Origin of the sequence: Pontimonas sp. (assembly GCF_031581085.1) — a bacterium.
Lineage (GTDB): Bacteria > Actinomycetota > Actinomycetes > Actinomycetales > Microbacteriaceae > Pontimonas.
On the sequence record NZ_JAVLBO010000077.1, the window covers coordinates 1 to 547 of the forward strand.

A 547-nucleotide genomic window follows, 5' to 3' on the forward strand; every position below is an offset into this window, starting at 1 on the left:
TGTTCGGCTATGAATGGGAGCTGACCAAGTCGCCCGCCGGGGCCAACCAGTGGCGCCCTGTCGACATCCGCGAAGAGGACATGCCCGTCGATACCACCGATCCGACCAAGCGTGTCATGCCGATGATGACCGACGCCGACATGGCGATGAAGATGGACCCGACCTATCGCGCCATCTGCGAGAAGTTCATGGAGGATCCGGACTATTTCGCCGATACCTTCGCCCGCGCCTGGTTCAAGCTGACCCACCGCGACCTGGGGCCGAACATCCGCTACATCGGCCCCGATGCCCCGCAAGAGGACCTGATCTGGCAGGACCCCGTGCCTGCCGGGCCCACAGGGTACGACGTGGCCGCCGTCAAGGCGAAGATCGCCGATGCCGGCCTGTCGGTGTCGGACATGGTCGCCACCGCCTGGGACAGCGCGCGGACCTTCCGTCAGTCGGACCTGCGCGGCGGCGCCAATGGGGCGCGTATCCGCCTTGCCCCGCAGAAAGACTGGGTGGGCAACGAGCCCGAGCGGCTGAACCTTGTGCTGGACGCGCTGGA

Annotated in this window: 1 pseudogene; it reads left to right on the forward strand. The window is 66.4% G+C overall.

The window, feature by feature from the left end:
* Positions 1–547: pseudogene (locus RI518_RS08000) on the forward strand (catalase-peroxidase); the annotation flags it as partial.